Genomic DNA, 18,983 nt, shown 5'->3' with positions numbered 1-18,983 from the left:
TATGTTGAACTTATTTTGTCTTTAATTATTTGGAATAACATTTAGAATTATTCCTCTTGGGTTTAATTGATTTATAGTGTATTATATTTAATCCCACTCACTAACAAATTCTTCTTTCCTTTCTCTTTCAATACTCATTTTTGAATACATAATACTTCGATTGATAATTTCTATAAATTCATAATAGTTTATATTACTTTGTTCTACTAGAAAGTCTCTTACTTTTTCGTATTGGGATAATTCAAATTGCATATTTGGTAGTCTACTATTTACTGTAACCCCAGCAGAAGTATAAAAATCAAGTCTTTTGAAAAGTTCTATATCGCAATCTTTATCTAAAATTATTTTAAGAAAATCTAACATTTTATCTCTGTACATACTTGAAATGATATTGAATATCAACTCAATCATTTTTTTGTTTTCAGTATTCAGTAATTTATTCTGTAAAAAATCAATTTCTTTTTGACTATCTCCTCTAAATGCACTTGAAAATTCTGAAGCACGATGAAGAAAAACACTTTTAAATCTTACTAAATAATTAATCATATTTTCAAAGACAATTTCGTAGTTATCCAAATCCCAAAGTTTTTTGAAATCATTTTCATTAAAATCTCTTCTCGATAAATAGTCTTTATCGTCAAAATTATATTTCAATAAATCAATTATAAAATTGGGGTTTTGTGATAAAATTATTTTTAATACTTCCAAATCATAATCAAAATGTCTTCCCGAATTATCTAAATACAAGTAAATTTTTTCAAGCTTTTTTAAGTTTTTTGCGAAAGAGGATTGATGTTGGTTATTAATGATTTTGAAAAAGTCACCATACATAAATAGATTGTCGTATAATTCAGTTTTTAGAATTATTATATCAAGTAATTTATCAATTTCAACTTCAATATTTAATTCTAAATCAGAAATCTTTTTTATAAGATGATCTATAAACCAAATATTTTTAAAATCATCTTTTTGTATTATTTCAACAAGATAATTATAGTCTTCGATTTCTATATACTTATTTGGAATTCTTGTAAAAAGTTCCAATAAATTTATATCACTATTTGTAGTTTTTATGAAAACTAATTTTAAGGTTTCAACTTTTTCTTTATTAAAATCTATGCTAGATACTATTTTACCAATTAATATGTTTTTTGAATATTCGTACTTAAAAATACATTCTAACACTTTGATAAACAAATTGAAATCTTTTTTAGAAAGATTCTCCAATATATCTGAAACGGAACTAATAATTGATGAATATCCTGAAAAATGTTCTGTATGTTGTTTGTATATTGCGTCTAAAGACTGAATAAAATCTATATACTCTTCATAAGTATAGCTTGAAAAAGCAGTAATTATTTTTTCATCTCTTTCAAATTTTTCATCTAAAAATAGCCATAACTTAAACTCTTTTGAGCTAATAAGATTTCTAACCTCTTTTTTGAATGTTATTTTTGAAAAACCAAGTGTTCTTAAGTAATTGTGCACAATTGAAGATTCTCTAAATTCGCCATTATTAAAGTTGTTTTCAAAAAAAGGAATTATTAGTTTTTTATCAAAATTGATTACTCTTATTTCACCACGATTGAGATGCGAATACCTATGTTTATCGAAGAAATCATATACACAGTCTTTTAATTCTGTGTTTTTATAACAGTCAAAAATGAACTCAAAAAGTTTAGTTCTAAAACTTTTGTGTTCTTCGGTTAGCACAATATATTCCTGATTAAAGTAAAACTGCCTTCCGTTACCGCCATAGTGGCACTCGTAACTATCAATTAGATATTTATTAGCAATGAATAGAATGATCTTGGAATAAAAAATATTATTTTCATTAACTTTTGAATATAAAAAATCAAAGAGTTTTATTTGAATTTTATAACCATATTCATAGCTAAATCTTTTGTATGTAAATGATTGTGTGAGAACTTTTAATGTTTTAGTAAATAGGATTTCGTTTGATAAACCATACTTTAATAATAATGCCAAAGCAACTTCAAATTTATTTGGAAGGTTTTGAAAATTCACTAAAAGAGCGATTATCTTATCGTCATACGATTCAGTATGGTTGTCTTTGTAAATTTCAAACTTAAGATTATCTAATTCAAATTCAGTTTTTAAACTTATAATTTTATTGATGAATACAATTGTTTCCGTTTCTAAATAAAACCAAAAACTTTCTAAAAATTTTATTGATTTATCTTGGTCATCTTTAATAGAATTCCATTTTTGATTAACATCATACAATATCAAATCTTTTATTTCATAAAAACCATAATTACTAATTATTGGATTTAAAAGTGTCATCAATGAAATTTTATGTTCGTCAAAGTGTAAATTCAATAGTTGTTTAAATGGAATATGTTGTTCTTTAATGAAAACCAAATAGAAAACATATTCTCCAAGAATTTGGTCCGCAATTTTATAGGTATTTTTGTATTCGTCGGCAATTTCATTTTTTACCAGTAAGCTTAATTTTTCTACTAATTCATTTTTGTTAATGTCAAAATACTTTGAAATTTCATCGGTTACACCTGAATTAGAAATATCAATAGATCTAAAAAGTGTTAATATTCCAGCGGTCTTTAGTAAAACTAAATCATCTTTTAGACTATTATTTGCTGATGAAAAATACTCTTCCAATATTGATGATGCATTAGTGAGTTTTTCGATTTCGTTATTTATCCCAGCAATAGCTCCCATTAGGGCAATTCTTGGATTTCCTTTTGAAATTGAATATATTTTATCTGTATAATAATCAGTAATGTTAAATTCGGGAGATTGCAAGATTTTTGCTAATTCTGATTTCTCAAAATTTGCCAATTCTATTAAACCATTTTCTTTAAGTTGATATTCAATTTCTCGTTTCAGATAATTTCTAACAGTCATTATAATTTTAATGTTACCAGAACTGAATTCGTTTTTAAAATGTATAATTGATGCTAGATTACTTTTGAGTTTATTAGCATCATCAATAACAATGATGTACTTGTTGTTTTTTGTTATTTGTATTTTTAAATCATCCCAAATTAGTTGATTATTGTTTCTAATATACTTCACAATATATCCTGGATTACTTTTCAGATAATTTGTAACTAACTGAATTGAAAATTTGGTTTTACCAACACCAGCTTGCCCAGTAATAAGTAAAAAATCATATTGCTTTAGTAATTCTACACTTTTCTCTAATTCCGTTTCTCTGTTAAAAAAGGCATTTGACAAGGGGGTAGCAAATTTTGATTTTTCATACTGAATTACAAATTCACTCATTTCTAAAATCTGACCTGTATCAATACTTAATCCCAGTTCTTTTGCTAATGAAGGATAATCTCTAAAAATAATCGTAGCAAAAGCATCTAAACCAATTACTTCTAGTTTAGTAAATTTATTTATTAAGTTTTTGTGATCATTTAGTTCTTCTTGAATTTTTGTCGTAATTTCTTGATTACATATTAAAATAATTCTAACTATTTTATCTGAAGAAATATCACTTTGATTAAAACAATGTTCAATATCTTTTTTTAGTTTTGGAACTAATTGGTTTTTGTCAATAGTTGTTATCTCACTAAAAATATAAGAATCATTATCTGAAATAAAATTATCTGGAGTTCCTTTCTTTGATTTTTCTTTTCCTACAACTAAACCAGTTGGATTCACAATTGAATACCTGTAGCCTAAATATAATCTACAAATATTAGCAAACTTATCAGGATTGCAACTTAAAAGCGCTTGTTCAATACTTGTTATCATTGTAATTGTTTAGATTATAAAAATAACTATAAAATTTTACTTTCTCTTATCATTTATATTGCTATCAAAAGCTATCAAATTAATCATCTCTCTCAACCTACTCCTTACCCGATTACCATATACATTCTCAATTTCAGAAGCTGAAAGGTTTGTGGTTATATGTGTTTGTAGTTTTTTGGAAGTGAATAAATCGTATCGAGATAATAGAATTTCTGCCATTACGTTACATTCGTTTCCAAAATATTTTAGGTTGTTTTCAGTTCCTAAATCGTCGAAGCAAATTGCTTTGGCTTCGGATTGGTAGAGTTTGCCTTTGGAGTATCTATGGATTACTTCGTAGCCGTCTTGGATAAATTCAAAACTTATGTCTCGGCAGGGTTTTACTGAAAATTTACGTTCGATTGGAGTTAGGTATTTCATCAAATTCATTAGTGATGTTTTGCCACAGCCAACTGGTACTGAAAGCATAATTCCTTTGTTGAGGTTTATATTGAATTGAAAACAGGTTTGATCATCTTTTAGAAAATAGGCGATGAGTTTGTAAACTATTGGATAATCACTTTCTGAAATTTTGAAATGATTTCCATACAATTCTACACCTTTTTTTTCGAGCCAAATGATAACTTCCTCGTAGTTATAATGGCTCTGAATAGTCTTTGTCACTTGTGGTGTTGAGATGGGTTGCTCTATTAGGTTGGTTGTTTTGTCCATTGCTTTTGAATTTAGTTGCGTTTATCATCCAATTTTGTGCTGAAGCTTGCCAATCGACCATTGGCGTTTTTCCTCCAACTAACCAACCGATACTTGAGAAATAATTAAAAAACTTTTGAGCTTCGAGTTCTAGAAAGTTTTGTTCGAGGAAATACGCTTTGATAATTTGAATAGTTGGTTTCTCGGTTGCGCCCGAAGTGAAAGCAAACTCTTTTTCTTTTTTGGCGGAACTTTTTTCTTTTTTTATATTTTCCTTTTCTAAAAAATTATCTTTAATTTCAAAATTTTCTGCTGGCGTTTGCAAGTTTAAATCGTTTGAAATGTTTGTATTGTTTATATAGTTTATAGAAGGTACTAGCGCTTGTTCAGTGCTTGTTTCAGAACTAGTTCTTTGCTTGTTCACAAGCTGTTCAGTAACTGGTAAATTTTTTTCGGTTGTGCTAACTCTTTTCTGAACTGGCTTTAAGTCTTCTGAAAAATTAAAAAGAATGACCATACTGCCTTTGAATGGATTAAATGACGGCTCATATTTGATATATCCTTTTTCGTTTAGTTCTCGCATACATTTATGATACGTTGCCTTGGAGCAAATTTTGCTTATTCGCATTACTTCATCACGAGTGATACTGATTGGATTTTGAAAACGGTTTACATTCCAAAATTGAAAAAGTGCAATGTAAAGACTAATATGGGTAGGGTTAAGACTTCTGTCTTGAACTATTCTATCGAAAAAACCTGTTAGATGTTTTATGTAATTCATCGAACTAACCATTTTGGATTGAATAAAGTAACTGTAGCGTCCACTTTATTTTCTTCTAATACTTTCATTAAATCACTATAGGCGTAATAAATAATTCCTCCAATTTTGGTATAAGATAATGTTCCATTGATACGGAGGTTTTGTAAAGTACCTGGAGAAATGTTTAGCATTTTACGTACTTCATTAGATTTGAGCCATTGTTTTTGCTGTTGCGGTTTGGATTGAATGATTTCTTTTAAATCATTCAAAAGAAGACTTCTGAATTCGTTTAAGTCTTCGCGAGTGATAACTTCGATTGCCATACTATTGTGGTTTTAAATATTTCAGACAAAGAGAAATATTAAACGAATACCAAAACAGTTACTGGGGTTGCGCAACCCCCAACAAAGTATAACAAAATCAGCCATTCAACAGAAAAAAGTTTTATTAATACGACTATTAATCTCTTATTTGTTCCATTTTGACTAGATTTGCCTAATGAATACAAAATAGAGGTATTGCCTCTATAAAATATATTGCGAAAGTTATTTAGGGCATCAGAAAACGACCAAACTTCTTATAATCAGCCTACGAATAAACTGTTCGCCTACGCTATGCGTGGGCTCGGTTTATCGTGGCTGTAGGTGCTTGGTCGTACCTCTGATGCTGATGATCGATGTCCCACGCTGTTGTTTGTACCAATACCAAAATGGGATTTTTTCGTATATCTTAAAAAGATTTAGTTATGAAAGAAGCAACAACAATTAGTCCCGAATTGCAAGGATTTATGAATTTACATAAAATCCCAAATATTTCAGAATTGTTACTAATTAGTGATGAAACTTTACTTACAATGAATAGTTTTGGATGGAGAATGTTGAAGGAGGTTTTAAAACTTCGTCAATCCGAGTAGTTCAATTATTTTTTCACGGATAACATTTTTTGTAGACGTTTCAATATTGTAGTATTTTGATTTTATGCTATCTGTCGATATTTTATCGGTGTTTGCTGTTTTGAAATTTTCTGAAATAAAACGAAATATATCTGCTTGATTTTTATGTTTTATTACCCCTGTTTCGATTAATAATGCGAAAAAATAACTCAACTGTGCTACTGATAATCCGGTAAGAAATTTGATTTTAGCTTCATTGGTACATACATTAGTAAATTGATTGGCATCCAATTTCATTTTTTTAGATAAATATTCAATTTCTTCTTCAATCCAACTTATGATCTGCTCTTTTATTGAAGGTAAATTTTCATTATACTTTATGAACGTTCGAGTTTGTTTTTGATTGTAATTTTTGAGTAATCTGTAAAGAATATCAATCTTTTGGATATTGTTTTCTTGTACGGATAATTCCATTAAAATACCATCAGTCAAATTATCAAAAAACTGTGTAGAATTAAAGTTTAAATCGAAAAGACATTCTTTGATTATTTCTTCAGAAATATTTTCGAAATGTATTTGTTTGTAAAGAGCTATTATGAATTCTGAACAATAATTAAATTCATAATAGGTCAATTTTTCTTGAATGTTTATTGTTGCAATTTTTAACAATGGTTCATAAGCCAATTTTAATAATTGGTCATTTATGTTACTTTCTAATAATCGTGATTTGACTTTTTTAAGTTTGTTTGTAATTTCAAAGTCTTTGACTAAAGTGGAACGATAGGGGATTTGAATATTTACATTGAGATAGTTTCTATATTCTTTTTCAATAAAACGAAGTAATTTTTCAAGGTAGATATAGGTGATTTTTAGACAATCAATTTTATCATAATTATTAGAAAATTGATAAAGATCTGATGAGTTTTTTGGATTGATTTCCTTGATTAGGCGATGTGCTAAATTCTCTAGGGCGTACTGTTTTCTATGAATGTATTGTTCAATTCGTTCTTTTATTTTGAACTTAAATACTCGTTCTTTATTTATTTTCTTGATTTTTGAATTTTCATTTTTTAATGAATGATAGCAATAGAGAAAGAATCGTTTTTCTTGTAATAGATCCTCGATTTCACACTCTTGTAAAACGTATAAAGTATTCTCATTTTTAGTACACCAACGTAAACTACTTTGGTTCTCCGGAATGTTTAATTCATCAAGTATTTGTGGAATAAAAGGCTCAAATTCTTCAACAATTTCAGACTCCTTGAAGTTTAGTTTTGTTACTTTTGGATGTAGATTGTGAATTGGTTTTTTGATAATGTATTTTGTTTTTCCATTTTGTTTGATGAAATCTACTTGAGAAATAAGAAAACTTTCAGAAGTAAAATTTTCTACAAAAGGTGTTAGATCGTTGCTAAAAATAATCTTTGGGTTTTTGATTTCTTTTAGGATTCTATCGTAGTTTTCTAGAATGTATTTTGGCTTCATACTTTGTTTTATGTGCTTAATCTTCGTGTCTAGTTTTTTTGGTTTTATTTGGATTTGAAATCAGAAAGTAGTTGTTTAATTCTTTCTTTCAAATCTCCTTGATTTCCAACTTCTTTATTTTCAATAGTTTTTGCCCATTCCATAAATTCAGAATTGTGAGGTGCTTTTCGACCCGTTTTTAAATTTATTGGAATAAGTATTGATCTCATAATAGCTTTTATTTGATTTTGCTCTTCATTCATCATAATTGTTTCTAAATGAAGTGATTCAATGTCTAAATTCAATAATGTGGATTGAATCGTAACGATTTCATTAAAAACGGCTGGTCGTAAATATGTAATTTCGTGACTGTTAATTACCCAAGCTAAATCATTTTTATAATACTCATTAAAGTCAAAATTGTAAAAGTCTTTTAAATGATCTTCACGTGCATTGATTAAATAATCTAGGTATCTTGAATTGTTTAAATGTCCAAACATATCACAATCTGGAAATCGAATTTTATACTTTGAATTTGGATTTTTGTTCATAATTCTAATTTTTGAGGTGTTTTATTGCAAATTTTTAATTTCTTGAAAGCTTAAAGATTCATCTGCAAAATCAAATTGACCTGTTTGTTTAATACTTTCTATTGATTCAATAAAACGGGTCATAGTATTTCGATAAAGTGAAGCTCCAAGACTTATCCTTTTTACTCCGATTTTCGATAATTCTTCAAAATTTGAGTTAGAACCCTTGATACCCATTAATACATTCAAAGGTTTATCTATTGAAGTTACAATAGATTGTATTTCTTCTTTTAAAATTATTCCAGGAGCAAAGAGAACATCGGCACCAGCCATTTGGTAAGCTTGTAATCGTTTTATTGTATCTTTTAAATTTGGATTTCCAATGAAATAATTGTCAGCACGAGCTGTTAACATAAAAGGGAAATTCAAACTTTTAGCAGCTTCTGAAGCAGCTTTAATTCTTTCTACAGCCAATTCTAAAGGATAATTTTTATTAGAGTTCGTGTCTTCGATTGAAGCTCCAACTATTCCAGTTTCAGCTGCTTTTATTATAGTATCATAAATCATTTCTGGTTTATCAAAAAAACCGTTACCAAGATCTGCGGTAACTGGTAAATTAGTAGCCGATGTAATCTTTTTCAAATGAATTAATACTTTTTCTAAAGGCAATTCATTATCAGAAACTCCTTCCGATAAGGCTAATGCGGCACTAGAAGTAGCCAAAGCTTTAAAACCAAAATGGGCTAAAATTTTTGCAGAAGCAATATCCCAAGGATTTGGAATTATGAAAGTTTCATTATTCAAATGATGAAGTTTCTCAAACAGTAATCCTTTTTCAAATTGAGTAGCCATATAGTAATTTTTTTAAGATTTTACTTTTCCATAATACCTAAAATCTACAATTTTCCCTTTTGTAGTTTTGTAATCATTTTTGATAATCCCTTCAAATTCAAAACCACATTTTTCTGCAACACCTATTGATGATTTATTTGACTGATGTATTCGTAATAATAACTTATTGAATTTTAATTCATCGAATAAATATTCTGAAAGATGAATTATTGCTTTTGTCGAAATACCTTTTCCGGTATAATTTTCATCTATAAAAAAACCTAATTCTGCTTTGGGAATGTTCCAATCGATATTTTTTATATCAACAAATCCAATTGGCTTTTTGGTTTTCAAATCAATCACTAAATAAGGGTAGTAGCTCTTGTTTAAAATTTTAATTATCGAGTTATTAATGAAATTTTCAACATCGTCTTCTGTTTTTGTTTGTGCAACAATACCTACTACAAAATCTTCAAGACGACCAATGTTATTTTTTATTAGTTGAAAAAAACACTTCTTATCATCTCTTTGCAGTAAACGGAGTTCGTAGTTATCAAATATCATTGGTTTTTGCTATTGGTTTTACTTTATATTCTAATAATGCTACATTTAAATTTCGATGTTGGATGGGAAGTTCTTTTGTATTGGCTGTTTTGTAGTTTTCTAAAAATTGAAAGCCATAACTTTTATAATAATCTATTATTGTGGTATTTTCAGCCCAAGTATCCATTCGTATTGTATCTAATTTATTTTTATAAGCATATTCTATCGCCCAATTCAATACTTTTTTAAATTGCTTTTGTCCTTTGAATTTTGGGTTTACTGTTATTCGATGTAAATAAATAGAGGTTCCTGTATCTTTTTCTCGCCATATTAATGGATCATTGAAGCAAACACTGAAAATGCACAATATCTTTTTATTTTCTACAATTTTAAATTGAAGCAGTTTACTGATTTCATTCTCAAGAAAGGCTTTGTCATAACTGTCCCAACCTTTATAATTATTTCTTTTTTGATAAGCTATTGCTTCTTCAAACATCCAGCAAATCATTTCTAAATCATTTGGAGAAGTGTTTACAATGTGGTATTTTGATTCCATTTTAAATCGATTGGATTTAGGATTGATTAGCAATATTTTATTTCCCTAGTATTGGCAAATATTCTTTCCAAGGACCAACTTCTTCTTTGTATTGTTTTGCTAATACACGTGATATTTGAGATAAATGATTTAGGTCGTGTAATGTCCAAGTTGCTATAAGTTGGGATAATTTTACAGTTCCAAAAACTGGATGTATTGCAGTTTTATTTAAATCATCATCATCAATTTGCATTGCTTTTAAATCATTGATGTTCTGATTTCGTCTTTCTTTAAATTCATTTAAAAGTTCAGAGATACTTCTTTCTTTATAGTAATCTATATCATCCATTCTTATAAAACTTTCCAAGCTTTTTTCTTTGTTTTCGGAAAGGATTATATGGATTCTAGGAAGCCAATTTGTTTTTTCTCCATTAATAAGATGTATTACTATTTCAAATGGGCTCCAGGTGTTTTCTCCTTCGTTATTGTGAAGCCACTCACTACTTAATTGATTTAGATTGGCTTTTAAAACAAAAGGAGTTGAAGTAAGAATTTCTATTGATTTATCTATTGTGAATTTCATATACGTTTTTATAAGACTGTGTTCAACTGTTTTATTTCTTCATAAATTTTAATTGTAGCTGGAACTTTTAGCTTTAATTCTTTACCATATTTTATGATTGTTACTGCAAATAATTCTAACTCATTTTGGCTTTTTTTGGACTGGACATCTAATTGTAATGAAGTTGGTGTATGGTAAGGAAAAGTTGCTGCTTTTTCAAAAGTATCTGCAATAATTGTGTCTGATAGTTTTATGCCTTTTAGATTTGTAATTTTCTTTATTTCGGCCATTATGGCTAATGCTTCCATTTTTAAATTATCTTCTTCGTTGACTTGACCTATTGACTTGTTATATCTTGCTGTAACTAATCCGAAACTTGCAATGAAGAAAAATTTAGTCCAAATTTCTGGTAATGAATTCTCTTTAAATTCCATATCAATTCCTGCATTTTTAAGTGTTGATACTATTTCATCAGGTGAAAATTGTTGATGTAAAGGGTCTTTACCAAGTATGATTTTTCCAGCCTTACCCTTGTGTTCTATACAGGCTTTTTCTTTGATGTGTGAAGCTACATATACACAAGCTGGAAGTACAATACCATTAGGAATAATTCCACGTATTCTTTCATAGATATCGGCTCCATTCATTAAAGGTAAAATAATAGTATCATTCTTTATTTTCTCCTTAATAGTTAAACAAACGGCTTCCAGATCGTATTCTTTTACACAGATTAAAAGTAAATCTGAAACTGGTAAATCATTAAGGTTGTCAATTAAGTAATTTGGGTACGCTTTACTATTTGAATGTTCGGGTGAAAGCAATGTTAATCCATTGTTTTTGATGATTTCATATGTTTCGTTTCTTGCAACAAAAGTGATTGCTATATCTAAAGAAACACTATAAGTTTGAGCTAATTTGAAACCGAAGTATCCTCCAACACCTCCAAGTCCTATTACTGTTATTGATTTTTTCATACTTTAAGATTTCAATTGATAAATAATACGTCTTTTTTTATTGGTGCAAATAATAATGTACCATCCATCATTCCAGGAATAATTAATTGGTTTTTGAAAATTGTAAAATCAGCTGGACCACTAATTGGCTCTTTCATTTTTACAACAGAAATTTTGCCATTTGATAATTGCATTGAAATTATAATTCCTTTTTTTTCAAAAGATACCCAATTACTGAAGTAGAGTACATCATCATAAATGAAGATTCCATCATAGTACCCTTCTGTTTTAGTTATTTGAGTAAATTGATTGTTTATAAGATTTATATAACCTACAATTCCATTAGGTTTGTTGTCACTTCCAAAACCATTTACGTATATACTGTTTTCTTTTTGGTAACAGAATAATCCGTTAATACCATCAATTATTTTATCGGTTTTAATTTCTGAATAGGATTTATCAGTTAAATTAACTTTGAAAAGTTTACTTATATCAGTAGCCGAAACGTATAGAGTGTTGTTGTCCCAAATAGCTATATCATTTAAGAATGACGTGTCTTTGCTAAAATCAATTTCATATAATTTATTTCCTGTTTTTATATCAATGGCTACTAAACTATTAATATCATTGATATATAAAATTCCTTTGTCAATTGCTAATCCTTTTGGTGCATTTAATATTTCTTTTACGAAATTAGCATCTAATATTTTTCCGTTTTTATCTAGTTTAATTATGTGTCCATCACCATCTTTTGTAGTTGGATTTAGTTCTTTACCAATATCAGCTAGATACAAGCATTTTCCATCCGTTGCGACACTTTCTACGTGATTAAAACCAGTAATGGTCTTTTGAGCATTCATATTTATTACCATTAGCAGGTAAAATAAAAGGTTGCTTTTTAGGATATTTTTCATAGCTATGTTTTTTTTCTATTAATGAACAATGGCAGGTGTTTGAAAGTTTTATTCGTTTAGGATTAAACAAAATCGTTGTTTTTTTCACCTGAAATTAAATTTTGATATAATTCATAGGCACTTCTTTCAATCCAACATTCGGAAAGTCTATTGTTCGCTACAGTCCAAATTGCAATTCCCGAGAATGATATATGTCGATTATCAGGTTCTAACCCGAAAAGACCATTATTTCTTCCAGAACAAATCCATCTTGAAACAACTTTATTTTCTTTTTCATTATAGAAAATATCTACACTTTCTGTTTTTGCATCTAGAAGTTGTTTTTGAAATTCACCTACCCAATTTTTAAATTCATTTCTTCCTGTTACTACTTTTCCAGCTGTTGTGATACTATAATCTTCGGTCATTAATTCGTCAATTGCACCCAATTCGTGTGGATTATGCCAAACTCTGTCGAAAAATTCTAAAACAAGTTTTTCGGGGGTTCTAGAGAATGAATTATTAGATTTGTTTTTCATTTTTTTTATTGTTTCATTGTGATGTTGCACGTGATAAATAGTGAAATAAAGTATTTCCCTGACTGTAATTTTTCCGAAAATTGGATGTGGGCAACTGTACATCTCCAATTCTTCTTCTGACCAATTTTGCAAGTTTGTAATAAACACAGCAAGTGAATCTTTTCCTTGGCTGACCAATTCCTCTATTTTGGTTTCTAGATTTATTTCTGGTTTAAAAGCGTCCGTTGTTTTTACACCATTTTCTAAAGCATTTCTAAACATTTTAATGCTAATTTCATAGTTAGCAGAGACTCTTTCAGACAATCCGAAATTGGATTTGATACTTGCTTTTGGAAGTGCTAAATAGTTACTTAATCGTAACAATCCAATTGTTATATGTTGCACATTTTGACAAACAGACCATTTGCCGTTTATAGAAATTGCTGGGTTTGGTAACTGAATTGCGGTTTCCCAAAATACTGAATGGAATGTATTCAGATTGTCTATAATTTTGCTCTTATTCATCTTTATCGTTTTTTAAAAACTCTTCCGTAAAGTGTTCTTTGTGTTTTTCTTTAGAAAATTTTTCAGCATTGTAGGTTTTTGAATTTCCTTTTGGAATAGAAAGAGATGTCCAATTTTCATTGCAAATCATTTTTCCAATAAAAACTATTTGACCAATATGGTAGGGATAATGTGCCAATTGTCTATTAATCGCTTCTGTTATAGAATGACCTTGATTTCGGATATAGATTGTTTTTGAAAAATCATCTTCTTGCAAAGAATTCAAGGTATTAAAAAGACAATTCCAGCCGTCATTCCATTTTTGTATAAGTTCGGTTTTGGTTTTAATATTATTCTCAAATTCTTTATCACGATTTCTCCATTCTTTTTCTCCATCAGAAGTCAAGAAATCTGTCCATCGAGAAAGCATATTTCCTGATAAATGGTTTATAATAATTGCTATGCTATTACTTTCTTCGTTGTATTGCCAAAATAATTTATCATCAGGCAATTGTGCAATGGTTTTATCACCTAACATTTTGTAGTATTCAAATTGTTTTTTTGCACTTTCTAAATAATCTGTGTTCATAGTATTTGAATTTTTATGTTGATTTATTACTGATTACAATATTCCAGTTTCAAGTTGTTCTAAATAAATAAAATCAGGAGCTTTTACACCAGCTTCGTCTCTAATTTTGACAAGCTTTGGAGATTGGAAGAAATCTTTTGCTTTATCAAGTGAAGACCAAACTGAAAAATGTACAATCTTGTTTGGCTCGTTTTCGTATTTAAGAACTTGGTATGATATTTCTCCTGCTTCTTTTCTAATTCCAGAAGCATTATCAAATATTTTTTTCCAAGTATCATAGTTTTCGACTTCGTGTATAATAAGTACGTATTTCATATAGTGCAGTTTTAAGTGTTTTTTATAATAAATATACCGATTGGTATTTTTTTAATCAAATTTTTTTAAGTCTTTAAATCAGTGATCATTTTTGCTAAAAAATCCATTGTAACTTCAAGTACTTCTGAACTACCAGTAACTTTGGCTTGCATTACTGCACCTTCTATTAGCGACATTAAAATGAATGAAAATTCATTTGCATTTGTAGAGGCTTTAATTTCATTTCTTTCAATGCCTGTTTGGATTGATTTTTCAATTGCCTTTTTCCAGAAATTAAGTGCCGTGATGGCTTTTTTTCTCAACAAAGGATGTGTATCATCAGCTTCTGTAGAAGTATTTAATATTGGACATCCAGCTTTTAAGATAGGTAGTTCTAAAAATATTCTATAAGTTTCAGGGTATACCAAAAGTCTGTCAATCATTTTGGGGCGGACTTCAATTTGCTTTCTTAAATAGGCAACTATTTGATTATAGTTATAGTCAAAAGCTTCTAAAGCTACTTCATCTTTATTTTCAAAATTACCATAGATACTGCCTTTAGTTAGTCCTGTAGCTTCCATTATATCATTCATCGAAGTTCCAATATATCCTTTGGCATTGAATATAGGAGCTGTTTTCTCAATTATGAATTGTTTGGTACGTTCTGCTTTAGACATCATCAAATACGGTTAATTTCAAACAAATATAATCAAAATATACCAATTGGTATTTATTTTTAAATTATTTTGCTTTCAGTTGCTATAATTTGATTATTAGAGTAAAATTTATTTTTTAAAATTTTCATATCCTCACCAACTTTTCTATCCAAAACTTTTGCATAGTGTTGTGTTGTTCTCAAATTTTTATGTCCTAACATTTTACTTACACTTTCAATTGGAACTCCATTAGTTAATGTTACTGTCGTTGCAAATGTATGTCGGGCAATGTGGAAGGTTAGTTCTTTTTCTATTCTACAAACTCCAGCTATTTCTTTTAAATAGGCATTCATTTTTTGATTTGACAGAATAGGGAGTAGCTTATCTTCATTATTACTTTGCGGATGATCTGAATATTTATCAATTATCATTTGAGTAACTGGGAGAATTGGAATTTTAGAAGCACTTTCTGTTTTCTGTCTATGTGTGAATATCCATTGTTCACCATCAATACCAAAGCTTATATGGGACTTTGTCAAGTTTTTGACATCTATGTATGCCAAGCCTGTAAAACAGCTAAAAAGGAATATATCACGAACTAGTGATAGTCTTTCCGTTTTAAAATCTTTCTCTATGATAGTTTGAATTTCAGTTTCACTTAAATATACTCTTTCGACTTCTTTTACTTTTGATTTGTAGTTTCCAAAAGGGTTTCTTTCAATCCAATCATTGGCCAGACAGATTTTAATTATTTTATTAAAGTTCTTGATATATTTTACGGCTGTGTTATTGGCACAATTACGAACACTTCTCAACCAAAATTCATAATCAGTAATAAATGCGTGATCTATTTTGGTAATATCAATATCAGAAATATTGTACTTCCATTGCATAAACTCAATAGTGTGATTTAAAGAAGTGGTGTAACGCTCTAATGTTCCTGCAGCGTATTCTTTACCAATAAGTTCTTTTATTTTATTGTTATGGTCCTGGAAGATAGGAACGAGCATTCTTTGTTTTTCATCTGTTCCTTGTAGTTTTGCTTTTAATATAGATGAGGTTGCTTGTTCTTTGTCTTTTAAAACTTGATGATGTGCTTCGTAAACTTGTTGCTCTAATGTCTTAAGATACGCATTTAATGATTTTATTTCTATACTAGAACCAATTACTTTTTGAAGTTTGTTATCCCATCGCTCTGGTTGGATTGTTCTTTTTGCAGAAATTTCTTTTGGAACTCCATCTATTGTAATTCTTAAATAGATTGGAGCTGTGCCATCAGCTTTGATTTTTCCTTTCTTAACAAAGAAAAGTAAGTTGAATGTTTTGTTCATAATGTGGTGACTTTAGGTTTATAAAATTATCCTTTAAAATCACTTGAAACAAGATGTTCAAAACGTGAACCCCTTATTGTACAAGTGTTTCAGCGCTTTTTAGTGACCTATTTACTCTTTAAAAAAATGGGTCACTGATAGAATACCATTTTATGAACTTTATTGGTATAGCCACTAATGAAAAAACGCCGTAAAACATAAGTTTTACAGCGTTTTAGCTCTTTTTGCTTTTCAGCTCGCGGAGAAAGAGGGATTCGAACCCCCGGACCTGTTACAGTCAACAGTTTTCAAGACTGCCGCATTCGACCGCTCTGCCATTTCTCCAGTATGTCACATCATTTTGTGATTGCGAGTGCAAATATAGTAGCTTTTTCTAGATAAAAAAATATTTAGTGCATATAGAAGCTTTTATTAATTAAAAAAATAAAACTTTTAAAGGAGTAAGGGTTTTAACTTATTGAAAACTAGTTGATGTGATCAACACTGGATTGTTGGAAATTTTTAATTTGACTTATGATTTACTTGGTAAAGTGTATTAATCAATAATTAGAGAGCGTACTTGTTCCTGTTTTTGACAAGTATATTGGTAAAATCCTTCTATAACCAAAAAATCGTTGTCTAGTTTGTTATGATCAGTTCTGATGTTTTGGGGGTAGCTCTTTCCTGTGGTGTGTAGAATGTCTTTTGATTAGAGGCATTGGGGTAGGACGATATAGATCGTTTGGCACCTGTTTTTAGAAAGGGATTGTTCTTGTCTAGTTATTGTAAATCAATCCTCTAACCTGGAAAATATTTTCGGCTAAACGAATATATGAATAAAAAAGTTGATTTCACTAAAATCTAAATTGTTTCTCATTAAGTTAATGGTTGAAATCATGGATTGAATTCCCATTTTATCATCACCAACATAATTCACAAAGGAATAATCGTCTCCGTCTATATTGTTGTCATAATCAGGAGAAAGTACAAACCAACTACTAGGAGCAGGTGTGGAATTCGCTCTTTCATATTTTTTTAGAACTTTAAATAATAAACCAACACTTTTTGCTCTGCTATAAGGTGGTTTTCCAATAGTTTTTAATGTTTCTAAAGCTTCTGTATCATTTCTGTCTTCAGCTATTTTATAAATTTTAGTATACAATTCCGAATAAAGTGTTTGCGGCGGCGGTTTCAGGTGCAGGAATCAGTGACCCTATAGCATTTTATTTTAATCTGGGGCAGAATGGCAATATAAAGTCTGATATGTGGCGGTTTGAGAGCCAGTAGTGGAGAATGGGTAAATCGCTGTATGCGGACAAAGAAGGCTATTTACGAAACTCGCCAATCCTGCATGCCGAAAATATAAAAACTCCGTTATTGCTCTGGTCGGGAAAAAAGGACCGCATTGTTCCAATACATAAGAGCGAAGCCTTTTATCTTGCTTTGCAGCGGTTAAGACTGCAAAATATATTTCTGGCATATCCCGATGAAGGGCATTCAATTTCAAATACAGAAAATCAAGTCGATCTGACCAATCGGGTACAGCAGTGGTTTGACTATTTTTTAAAGGATAAAACGGATGAAGAGTGGATTTCGAAAGGCACTACCTTTGATTAGAAGAAAAATAATGCAGTTTCTTTACTGGAAACTGCATTATCCTCTTAAATGAAATAAGAATTAATTACGGTGCAATTGTACATTACGATTACCCTCATTGTCTTTACCGAAAGCCTCAAAGTTTGATGAACTCAAACAAGTCTGACCCGATGTAGGGTTACACTCAACAGTTACTTTAGCGCAACTGCTTTCCAAAGGACTATGAATGTAGGCAGTAATCGGTGAAGCCATTTTACTTTTGCCGGACTCATTGGTACTTGCGGTACCCGCACTCGCTAATGCAAACGCAGCTAACGGCAGCGCAAACATTTTTAAAAGATTTGTTTTCATAATTACTAAAATTAAAATTATTTAAATGTGATCTACTCTTTTTTACAGGTTTTCGTTCTTCAGTCCTGCTACTGGCCAGTATATTTTAATGTCATGTTTTTAATCTTGTCATTGCGGGGAGTTGCGAGGTACGTGGCAAAGCAACCACGCTATCAATAATCACTACTCATCATCATTCCCCCAATCTTGTCATTCTGACGAAGGAAGAACCTCCACAAGCAACTCCACAATCCATATAAAGCAGCAATATCACCCAATCTTGTCATTGCGAAGAACGAAGCAACCGCACTATCAATAATCACTGCTCATCATCATTCCCCCAATCTTGTCATTCCGACGAAGGAGGAATCTCATCAAGTAGCTCGACAATCTTAATAAAACAATCCTTTTAAAAAAAACTATTAATTTTAAGGTTGTGAAATCGAAGATTCAGCTAACACCAATCAAAATAAAAGTCAAGTGAGCTAAAAAACTAAAAGTCAAATTCAATTATTTCAGGACGGGACAGGGTGCACAGCAAAGCCTACTCAAAGGCATGGATACTGTATGAAGAGTGTATGAAAATAAAAAAGAAGATTAAATACAAAAGTAGGAGAGGAAGTGTCAGATTCAGAAGGCATAAAAACAAAAAAACCGATTAGTTTCCTAATCGGTTTCCTTTTGCGGAGAAAGAGGGATTCGAACCCCCGGACCTGTTACAGTCAACAGTTTTCAAGACTGCCGCATTCGACCGCTCTGCCATTTCTCCAGTATGTCGCCATC

21 protein-coding genes and 2 tRNA genes are annotated in these 18,983 nt (G+C 29.8%); 2 read left to right on the top strand and 21 right to left on the bottom strand.

All coding sequences use genetic code 11. The features are described from left to right. Nucleotides 1-87: 87 nt before the first annotated feature. From CLU82_RS00810 to CLU82_RS00795, 4 genes are read right to left on the bottom strand one after another with little or no spacing between them, the layout of a single operon-like run. Nucleotides 88-3,750 carry a hypothetical protein gene (locus CLU82_RS00810; RefSeq protein ID WP_100841298.1) on the bottom strand — a complete coding sequence of 1,221 codons (3,663 nt, stop codon included), beginning with the start codon at nucleotides 3,748-3,750 and terminating at the stop codon, nucleotides 88-90. A gap of 36 nt (nucleotides 3,751-3,786) precedes the next feature. Continuing rightward, on the bottom strand, nucleotides 3,787-4,461 hold the full coding sequence (locus CLU82_RS00805) for an ATPase (protein ID WP_232735184.1): 675 nt from the start codon (nucleotides 4,459-4,461) through the stop codon (nucleotides 3,787-3,789). Continuing rightward, nucleotides 4,385-5,221, bottom strand: a complete 837-nt coding sequence (locus CLU82_RS00800; RefSeq protein WP_100841296.1) for a transcriptional regulator — start codon at nucleotides 5,219-5,221, stop codon at nucleotides 4,385-4,387. Before CLU82_RS00800 ends, CLU82_RS00805 begins: the two co-directional genes overlap by 77 nt. Beyond that, nucleotides 5,218-5,523, bottom strand: a complete 306-nt coding sequence (locus CLU82_RS00795; RefSeq protein WP_100841295.1) for a helix-turn-helix domain-containing protein — start codon at nucleotides 5,521-5,523, stop codon at nucleotides 5,218-5,220. Before CLU82_RS00795 ends, CLU82_RS00800 begins: the two co-directional genes overlap by 4 nt. 422 nt (nucleotides 5,524-5,945) lie before the next feature. On the opposite strand from CLU82_RS00795, the gene CLU82_RS20650 reads away from it, so the two are divergent. Continuing rightward, on the top strand, nucleotides 5,946-6,113 hold the full coding sequence (locus CLU82_RS20650) for a hypothetical protein (RefSeq protein ID WP_157813288.1): 168 nt from the start codon (nucleotides 5,946-5,948) through the stop codon (nucleotides 6,111-6,113). Here CLU82_RS20650 and CLU82_RS00790 read toward each other — a convergent pair. From CLU82_RS00790 to CLU82_RS00720, 15 genes are all read right to left on the bottom strand, one after another. Beyond that, the gene (locus tag CLU82_RS00790; protein ID WP_100841294.1) at nucleotides 6,090-7,577 is read right to left on the bottom strand and encodes a hypothetical protein; all 1,488 of its coding nucleotides are present in this window, start codon (nucleotides 7,575-7,577) and stop codon (nucleotides 6,090-6,092) included. The genes CLU82_RS20650 and CLU82_RS00790 overlap by 24 nt on opposite strands. Before the next feature lie 44 nt (nucleotides 7,578-7,621). Then, on the bottom strand, nucleotides 7,622-8,107 hold the full coding sequence (locus CLU82_RS00785) for a thioesterase family protein (RefSeq protein ID WP_100841293.1): 486 nt from the start codon (nucleotides 8,105-8,107) through the stop codon (nucleotides 7,622-7,624). 21 nt (nucleotides 8,108-8,128) lie between these two features. Continuing rightward, nucleotides 8,129-8,938 (bottom strand): isocitrate lyase/phosphoenolpyruvate mutase family protein, encoded by an 810-nt coding sequence (locus tag CLU82_RS00780; protein WP_100841292.1) that lies wholly within the window; start codon nucleotides 8,936-8,938, stop codon nucleotides 8,129-8,131. Nucleotides 8,939-8,950: 12 nt separating this feature from the next. After that, nucleotides 8,951-9,481, bottom strand: coding sequence for a GNAT family N-acetyltransferase (locus CLU82_RS00775; protein ID WP_100841291.1), 531 nt, complete (start codon nucleotides 9,479-9,481; stop codon nucleotides 8,951-8,953). Then, the gene (locus CLU82_RS00770) at nucleotides 9,471-10,016 is read right to left on the bottom strand and encodes a GNAT family N-acetyltransferase (RefSeq protein WP_100841290.1); all 546 of its coding nucleotides are present in this window, start codon (nucleotides 10,014-10,016) and stop codon (nucleotides 9,471-9,473) included. The genes CLU82_RS00775 and CLU82_RS00770 overlap by 11 nt, the downstream gene beginning before the upstream one ends. 37 nt (nucleotides 10,017-10,053) lie before the next feature. After that, the gene (locus CLU82_RS00765; RefSeq protein WP_100841289.1) at nucleotides 10,054-10,578 is read right to left on the bottom strand and encodes a DinB family protein; all 525 of its coding nucleotides are present in this window, start codon (nucleotides 10,576-10,578) and stop codon (nucleotides 10,054-10,056) included. Nucleotides 10,579-10,586: 8 nt separating this feature from the next. Beyond that, nucleotides 10,587-11,531 carry a ketopantoate reductase family protein gene (locus CLU82_RS00760; RefSeq protein WP_100841288.1) on the bottom strand — a complete coding sequence of 315 codons (945 nt, stop codon included), beginning with the start codon at nucleotides 11,529-11,531 and terminating at the stop codon, nucleotides 10,587-10,589. A gap of 11 nt (nucleotides 11,532-11,542) precedes the next feature. Next, on the bottom strand, nucleotides 11,543-12,424 hold the full coding sequence (locus tag CLU82_RS00755; RefSeq protein ID WP_100841287.1) for a hypothetical protein: 882 nt from the start codon (nucleotides 12,422-12,424) through the stop codon (nucleotides 11,543-11,545). 62 nt (nucleotides 12,425-12,486) lie between these two features. Beyond that, nucleotides 12,487-13,446, bottom strand: coding sequence for an ester cyclase (locus CLU82_RS20645; RefSeq protein WP_157813287.1), 960 nt, complete (start codon nucleotides 13,444-13,446; stop codon nucleotides 12,487-12,489). Continuing rightward, nucleotides 13,439-14,014: a DUF1572 domain-containing protein gene (locus CLU82_RS00745; RefSeq protein ID WP_100841286.1), complete on the bottom strand. Its 576-nt coding sequence runs from the start codon at nucleotides 14,012-14,014 to the stop codon at nucleotides 13,439-13,441. Before CLU82_RS00745 ends, CLU82_RS20645 begins: the two co-directional genes overlap by 8 nt. 33 nt (nucleotides 14,015-14,047) lie before the next feature. Beyond that, nucleotides 14,048-14,329 (bottom strand): antibiotic biosynthesis monooxygenase, encoded by a 282-nt coding sequence (locus CLU82_RS00740; protein WP_100841285.1) that lies wholly within the window; start codon nucleotides 14,327-14,329, stop codon nucleotides 14,048-14,050. Nucleotides 14,330-14,394: 65 nt separating this feature from the next. After that, complete coding sequence (locus tag CLU82_RS00735; protein ID WP_100841284.1) at nucleotides 14,395-14,985, bottom strand: TetR/AcrR family transcriptional regulator; 591 nt, start codon at nucleotides 14,983-14,985, stop codon at nucleotides 14,395-14,397. 59 nt (nucleotides 14,986-15,044) lie between these two features. Continuing rightward, nucleotides 15,045-16,295: a site-specific integrase gene (locus tag CLU82_RS00730; protein ID WP_100841283.1), complete on the bottom strand. Its 1,251-nt coding sequence runs from the start codon at nucleotides 16,293-16,295 to the stop codon at nucleotides 15,045-15,047. A gap of 239 nt (nucleotides 16,296-16,534) precedes the next feature. After that, nucleotides 16,535-16,619: transfer RNA gene (locus tag CLU82_RS00725), tRNA-Ser, on the bottom strand. Nucleotides 16,620-17,094: 475 nt separating this feature from the next. After that, complete coding sequence (locus CLU82_RS00720; RefSeq protein WP_100841282.1) at nucleotides 17,095-17,436, bottom strand: hypothetical protein; 342 nt, start codon at nucleotides 17,434-17,436, stop codon at nucleotides 17,095-17,097. A gap of 131 nt (nucleotides 17,437-17,567) precedes the next feature. On the opposite strand from CLU82_RS00720, the gene CLU82_RS00715 reads away from it, so the two are divergent. Continuing rightward, nucleotides 17,568-17,891: a S9 family peptidase gene (locus tag CLU82_RS00715; protein WP_100841281.1), complete on the top strand. Its 324-nt coding sequence runs from the start codon at nucleotides 17,568-17,570 to the stop codon at nucleotides 17,889-17,891. Nucleotides 17,892-17,951: 60 nt separating this feature from the next. Here the strand turns inward: CLU82_RS00715 and CLU82_RS00710 are convergent, their stop codons facing one another. Together CLU82_RS00710 and CLU82_RS00705 are read right to left on the bottom strand one after the other, a co-directional pair. Beyond that, complete coding sequence (locus tag CLU82_RS00710) at nucleotides 17,952-18,200, bottom strand: hypothetical protein (protein WP_157813286.1); 249 nt, start codon at nucleotides 18,198-18,200, stop codon at nucleotides 17,952-17,954. 684 nt (nucleotides 18,201-18,884) lie between these two features. After that, nucleotides 18,885-18,969, bottom strand: a tRNA-Ser gene (locus CLU82_RS00705). Nucleotides 18,970-18,983 lie beyond the last annotated feature (14 nt).

It is taken from the genome of Flavobacterium sp. 5 (genome assembly GCF_002813295.1).
Taxonomy (GTDB): Bacteria; Bacteroidota; Bacteroidia; order Flavobacteriales; family Flavobacteriaceae; genus Flavobacterium.
Note: the sequence above shows the minus strand (reverse complement) of the source record. Positions and strands in the feature narration are given on the sequence as shown.

Excerpts from the sequence above, each read along its gene's own strand:
- CLU82_RS00785 (WP_100841293.1), bottom strand. The coding sequence starts at position 8,107 with ATGAACAAAAATCCAAATTCAAAGTATAAAATTCGATTTCCAGATTGT.
- CLU82_RS00810 (WP_100841298.1), bottom strand. The coding sequence starts at position 3,750 with ATGATAACAAGTATTGAACAAGCGCTTTTAAGTTGCAATCCTGATAAG.
- CLU82_RS00765 (WP_100841289.1), bottom strand. The coding sequence starts at position 10,578 with ATGAAATTCACAATAGATAAATCAATAGAAATTCTTACTTCAACTCCT.
- CLU82_RS00790 (WP_100841294.1), bottom strand. The coding sequence starts at position 7,577 with ATGAAGCCAAAATACATTCTAGAAAACTACGATAGAATCCTAAAAGAA.
- CLU82_RS00780 (WP_100841292.1), bottom strand. The coding sequence starts at position 8,938 with ATGGCTACTCAATTTGAAAAAGGATTACTGTTTGAGAAACTTCATCAT.
- CLU82_RS00745 (WP_100841286.1), bottom strand. The coding sequence starts at position 14,014 with ATGAACACAGATTATTTAGAAAGTGCAAAAAAACAATTTGAATACTAC.
- CLU82_RS00710 (WP_157813286.1), bottom strand. The coding sequence starts at position 18,200 with ATGTTTGCGCTGCCGTTAGCTGCGTTTGCATTAGCGAGTGCGGGTACC.
- CLU82_RS00735 (WP_100841284.1), bottom strand. The coding sequence starts at position 14,985 with ATGTCTAAAGCAGAACGTACCAAACAATTCATAATTGAGAAAACAGCT.
- CLU82_RS00795 (WP_100841295.1), bottom strand. The coding sequence starts at position 5,523 with ATGGCAATCGAAGTTATCACTCGCGAAGACTTAAACGAATTCAGAAGT.
- CLU82_RS00760 (WP_100841288.1), bottom strand. The coding sequence starts at position 11,531 with ATGAAAAAATCAATAACAGTAATAGGACTTGGAGGTGTTGGAGGATAC.
- CLU82_RS20645 (WP_157813287.1), bottom strand. The coding sequence starts at position 13,446 with ATGAATAAGAGCAAAATTATAGACAATCTGAATACATTCCATTCAGTA.
- CLU82_RS00805 (WP_232735184.1), bottom strand. The coding sequence starts at position 4,461 with ATGGACAAAACAACCAACCTAATAGAGCAACCCATCTCAACACCACAA.
- CLU82_RS00755 (WP_100841287.1), bottom strand. The coding sequence starts at position 12,424 with ATGAAAAATATCCTAAAAAGCAACCTTTTATTTTACCTGCTAATGGTA.
- CLU82_RS00800 (WP_100841296.1), bottom strand. The coding sequence starts at position 5,221 with ATGAATTACATAAAACATCTAACAGGTTTTTTCGATAGAATAGTTCAA.
- CLU82_RS00775 (WP_100841291.1), bottom strand. The coding sequence starts at position 9,481 with ATGATATTTGATAACTACGAACTCCGTTTACTGCAAAGAGATGATAAG.
- CLU82_RS00730 (WP_100841283.1), bottom strand. The coding sequence starts at position 16,295 with ATGAACAAAACATTCAACTTACTTTTCTTTGTTAAGAAAGGAAAAATC.
- CLU82_RS20650 (WP_157813288.1), top strand. The coding sequence starts at position 5,946 with ATGAAAGAAGCAACAACAATTAGTCCCGAATTGCAAGGATTTATGAAT.
- CLU82_RS00715 (WP_100841281.1), top strand. The coding sequence starts at position 17,568 with ATGGGTAAATCGCTGTATGCGGACAAAGAAGGCTATTTACGAAACTCG.
- CLU82_RS00770 (WP_100841290.1), bottom strand. The coding sequence starts at position 10,016 with ATGGAATCAAAATACCACATTGTAAACACTTCTCCAAATGATTTAGAA.
- CLU82_RS00740 (WP_100841285.1), bottom strand. The coding sequence starts at position 14,329 with ATGAAATACGTACTTATTATACACGAAGTCGAAAACTATGATACTTGG.